Origin of the sequence: Streptococcus sp. 2106, assembly GCF_013277315.1 — a bacterium.
Taxonomy (GTDB): domain Bacteria; phylum Bacillota; class Bacilli; order Lactobacillales; family Streptococcaceae; genus Streptococcus; species Streptococcus pseudopneumoniae.
In genome coordinates this window covers 1-3941 of record NZ_VMMS01000131.1, presented here as the reverse complement: position 1 = coordinate 3941, position 3941 = coordinate 1, and the positions used below count along the sequence as shown (strand labels likewise).

Annotated in this window: 9 protein-coding genes; all 9 read left to right on the top strand. The window is 40.0% G+C overall.

Annotation, left to right across the window (positions count from 1 at the left end):
- The first annotated feature begins 225 nt into the window (after positions 1 to 225).
- Positions 226 to 654, top strand: coding sequence for a hypothetical protein (locus tag HT723_RS10965; protein WP_054393017.1), 429 nt, complete (start codon positions 226 to 228; stop codon positions 652 to 654).
- Positions 655 to 657: 3 nt separating this feature from the next.
- On the top strand, positions 658 to 804 hold the full coding sequence (locus HT723_RS10960) for a hypothetical protein (RefSeq protein ID WP_172935196.1): 147 nt from the start codon (positions 658 to 660) through the stop codon (positions 802 to 804).
- Positions 791 to 940, top strand: a complete 150-nt coding sequence (locus HT723_RS10955) for a hypothetical protein (RefSeq protein WP_172935195.1) — start codon at positions 791 to 793, stop codon at positions 938 to 940. The genes HT723_RS10960 and HT723_RS10955 overlap by 14 nt, the downstream gene beginning before the upstream one ends.
- A 201-nt stretch (positions 941 to 1141) precedes the next feature.
- Positions 1142 to 1573, top strand: a complete 432-nt coding sequence (locus HT723_RS10950; protein ID WP_050261809.1) for a hypothetical protein — start codon at positions 1142 to 1144, stop codon at positions 1571 to 1573.
- Complete coding sequence (locus HT723_RS10945) at positions 1570 to 1785, top strand: hypothetical protein (protein WP_054388186.1); 216 nt, start codon at positions 1570 to 1572, stop codon at positions 1783 to 1785. The genes HT723_RS10950 and HT723_RS10945 overlap by 4 nt, the downstream gene beginning before the upstream one ends.
- The gene (locus tag HT723_RS10940) at positions 1782 to 2039 is read left to right on the top strand and encodes a hypothetical protein (RefSeq protein ID WP_166735494.1); all 258 of its coding nucleotides are present in this window, start codon (positions 1782 to 1784) and stop codon (positions 2037 to 2039) included. Before HT723_RS10945 ends, HT723_RS10940 begins: the two co-directional genes overlap by 4 nt.
- Before the next feature lie 14 nt (positions 2040 to 2053).
- Positions 2054 to 2326, top strand: coding sequence for a hypothetical protein (locus HT723_RS10935; protein ID WP_050261806.1), 273 nt, complete (start codon positions 2054 to 2056; stop codon positions 2324 to 2326).
- Complete coding sequence (locus HT723_RS10930) at positions 2323 to 2838, top strand: hypothetical protein (RefSeq protein ID WP_050261805.1); 516 nt, start codon at positions 2323 to 2325, stop codon at positions 2836 to 2838. The genes HT723_RS10935 and HT723_RS10930 overlap by 4 nt, the downstream gene beginning before the upstream one ends.
- Positions 2831 to 3941 (top strand): virulence-associated E family protein (locus HT723_RS10925; RefSeq protein WP_172935194.1); only part of this gene is annotated, 1111 nt, incomplete at its 3' end. The genes HT723_RS10930 and HT723_RS10925, both read left to right, overlap by 8 nt.

Here is a 3941-nt window from a genome sequence, read left to right as displayed (position 1 = left end):
TGATTTTAGTCCAGTATTAATAGAAAATACGGCCAATAACCTAGCTTTTATCGCTGAGTTAGTGGAAAGCCGTCAACTGATTTATAAAAAACCTAGACATGAAGATTAAAAACTACAACAAAAAAAGTCACTTGCTGAACGTTTGGCGACCGAAGCAAGCGACTGGATCAAGAATATAGATATTTTTCTATACCTTGATTATAGCATAGAAAGACAAGGTAAACAATGGGAAAGAAACATCAAATAGTAAAATTTAAAGATATAGCTGAAAAATTGCCTGAATTAGAGGGCAAAAACTTAGAAGAAATCGCTGGAGTATTAGGCTATCGCAACTTGGAGAGTTGCAGGGTTAACCTTTACAATCTGAGACAAAACAAGCGTCTAGGATTTGAAGTAGAAAAAGGGGTGTACTCCAAGTTTGAACTCTTGGACGGTACGGTAAAAGAGGAATTGGAAGATAAAGAATTGTCAGAACGTGGTCATTTTTTACAATCACTAGACTACTACAAAGTAGCAAAAAACGCCTTTGAAATAGCAGAAGATAAAACAGTAAAAGCAGAAACACGACAAAAAGCAGAGCGTGACATATTGGACGCGATGAAACACATCCCTAAAAAGCACCGCGCTATAATTTACGACATGATGGAGGGCTAACAGATGGAACAATACACAAAAAGAGCAAGCGCCTTAATTCTCACGTTTAACCGTGGAGTTATAACTCAAGATGAATTTATCGAAGAATTTACAAAACTAAGAGAAAAGGTAGTAAAAGCAGTAAGTGAGGCAAAGAATGACAAATTATGATAGAGCCAAGCGATTTTACAGCCGTGCAACTTACGCCCTGAGCGACTTTCTGCATGGGCGGATAGATGAACAAGACTTTAGAAAACAATGGCAACGGTTAGCAGATAAAGCCGTAAACGAAATGAAAAAAAACTAAGAAAACCGAAGAGCAGGCAAGCAAATTAGAAAAGGTTTTGAAAAATGAGTGCTGACACGGCGACTCTAAGCACTTGTTTAACGGAAATGTGGGTATTTACCCACGAAACATCACTACATGCGTCCGTCAACTAGGGGCAATCGCCTAGCGTTTTGAGTGGTGTCAATACTGTATAGGAAAAGACAAAGAAGGTAAAGAAAAATGGATGAATTTTTTAAAGAATTTGAAGAACAAATAGGCATCGTAGAGGAAAAACTAGATATTTTATCAGAGTGGCATTTATCCAAGAAACACCACGGAGCAACAGAGATAGCTGAAGATTGTCGAACTACAATCAGTCAGCTATGGATTCAGTTTTATAAACTATCTGAAGCGTACAAGATGCAGGAAGCTAGTCACGAAGAATTCTATAATACGAATGTTGAGAACTTACTGGGAGAATTAAAAAAATATGACGATGGGTGTACAGAAAGGTACAATAAAAAACCTGACTGGTTACTATTCAATTACTTAAATCAAGCAATACAAGAAAACAATTTAAGTGATGGGATTGAACATATAACTGCTTCAACATGGACGTATTTACGGAGGTTGGTTGTTTCTGATTTACAAAAAAGAGGGATTTTAAAATGAATGAACTAGATATAAGTAACACACAGGCTGCTGTCTTAATCGTGGTATTGATTGGCTTACTGCTTTATTTAAACCACCGAGACCGCAAAAAAAGCGCCCAAATAGAGCGAGAAAACCAACAGACGATAGAAACACCTAGCGAGGATTTAAACCCTGATTATGGGCGATATATCCAGCTTGCAGGGGTAAGAGTTTACGGAGGGATGAAATGAGTTACACAGTGAAGATATACCTTGATAGTGAAAAAATACCAGATGAACCTTATTTTACAAAAGATATTTTTCTAGCTACGTGTATGGACAATGCAACAAAGTTAGCTGTAACTATGGGCTTGTTGACAAAACAAGCGTTGGATTTAGAAACTAAGACAGCTATCTTGAAAACCCTTGATACAATCATAGAGACTCAAAAAGCTATTTTGCAAGGGGTAGCGAGCGGACAAATAACCTTTGTAAATAAAAGTTAAGGAGGTGGGCGGATATGTTTAGCCTAAGCCGAGAAAGTGAGCATGATTTGACGCATGGCATTCTGGAGGTAGTGGAAAGATACCTGGAAGCGCATGAGAAAGTACCGCAGAGACTGACCAAGCTTATAAATAGGGTTGAACTCAAAGAAGAGTTAAAAATTAGTGACAACACGCTGAATAAGTGGGAAAGTCAGGGTTTAAGACGATACCAACCGCCTGACGATGGTTCAAGAATGATTTACTATTTAGTGACCGACATCTGGAAGTTTCTGGGGGTGGATGAATGAGAATGCTGGAGTTAATTCTATCCGCTGATAAATTACCTTTGTTTGGCTTTCTCAAGTCTAGCCCAACCCAAGTTTGGAAGAATGGCAATCACTATAAATTTATCTATTTTGAGCCAATAGGCGAGGCGCTGACAGCTTTCCACTACAAAGGCTTGTATGTGGCAGTTAAAGACGAAAGCGAAGAAGTAGAGGGCTGGGAATTGGCCAGAGATTTAGAGATAGGTTTGGCCAGTCCTGACTTGCTGACGATTCTGAAAGAATTAGAGGTAAACAAATTGACCGAGCAACGGCAGGGGCTTGGAGTGGAGTTAAAGGGTTGGATTTTTGACCTGATTTGTAACGGGATTTATACCAGATATGAGACTTCGCTTTTTGTCCGCTTGTTATTTGTTAATGGCTACAGTTTTAGCCAGTTAGTGGACTTGTTTTCTGCAATCGTTAAACGCAAAGACCTAGCAAGCTATTTCCTAGAAGTAGCGACAAAATTCTATAAGGAGGTGGCTTTTGAATAGCAATGACATTGTAAATAAAATCATTGAAGAAGATCAGCAACAAGCACCGCCTGAAGTGGTGGACTTGACCCAAGCAAGGGAGACCGATGAGGAACACAATAGCCTGAACTTGGCAAAAAGAGCAAGAGGCGATGGCTTTGCAGTCAACTTGGACAATCTCAAGAAGATTTTGAACGGAGATAGTAAGTTAAAGGGGGCGATACAGTACAACGTCTTCACTTATGAAATCGACGTGACTAGACCAATGAAGCTAAACGGTAGAACCCTGAGCGGTGCGATCGATGACCTGATTATCAGAGAGATTAGGGCTTATATTGCTACCAAGTACAAGATGGATTATAAAAAGCCTGACATAGCGGATATTTTGGAAGTGGTGGCTGGAGAACACAGCTATAACCCCTTAAAAGACTATCTGGAATCTTGCGAAAGTGAGTATAAAGAGTTAGTGAATCAGCGCGATCCCTTTGATATTTTAAGGCATTATCTCAATATCAAGGATGATGAATATAACCGTATTATCATGGATTTGTTTTTCCGTGGAGCGGTTGCCAAGGTGTTTGACCCCACCGTTAAGTTTGACTTTGTGCTGGACTTGACTGGACGGCAGGGAGTAGGAAAAACCCAATTTTTTGAGGGGCTTTTCACTCACAAGTATTTTACCACCATTGAGACCTTCACAGACAAAGATGACAAGGCTAGAATGGTCAGAAACTGGTGTGTATTTGATGATGAGATGGTGGCCAGTAAAAAGGCTAGTTTTTCAGAATTGAAGAAATTCATCACAGAAACCAAGCTAGAGTTTAGACCGCCTTACGCCTCCAGTGATAGGCGACTGCCTAAGAGTTTTATTATCGTGAGGGCGACCAATGACCATGATTATTTGAACGACCTGACAGGAGAAAGGCGCTTTTTAGTTGCGGAAGTCCACAAGGACACCGCCTATAAGGGCAGGAAGTGGACAGAGAAAGACCGTAGAGCCTTTTGGGGTGCTATGGTGATGGCTTGGAGAGCTAACCAAGTCTTGAACCTGACAGACGAGCAAGAAAAGCTAGTAAATGAGGTTAGAAGCTGCTATAAGTTTGTGGATGAAACCCTTGAGGATT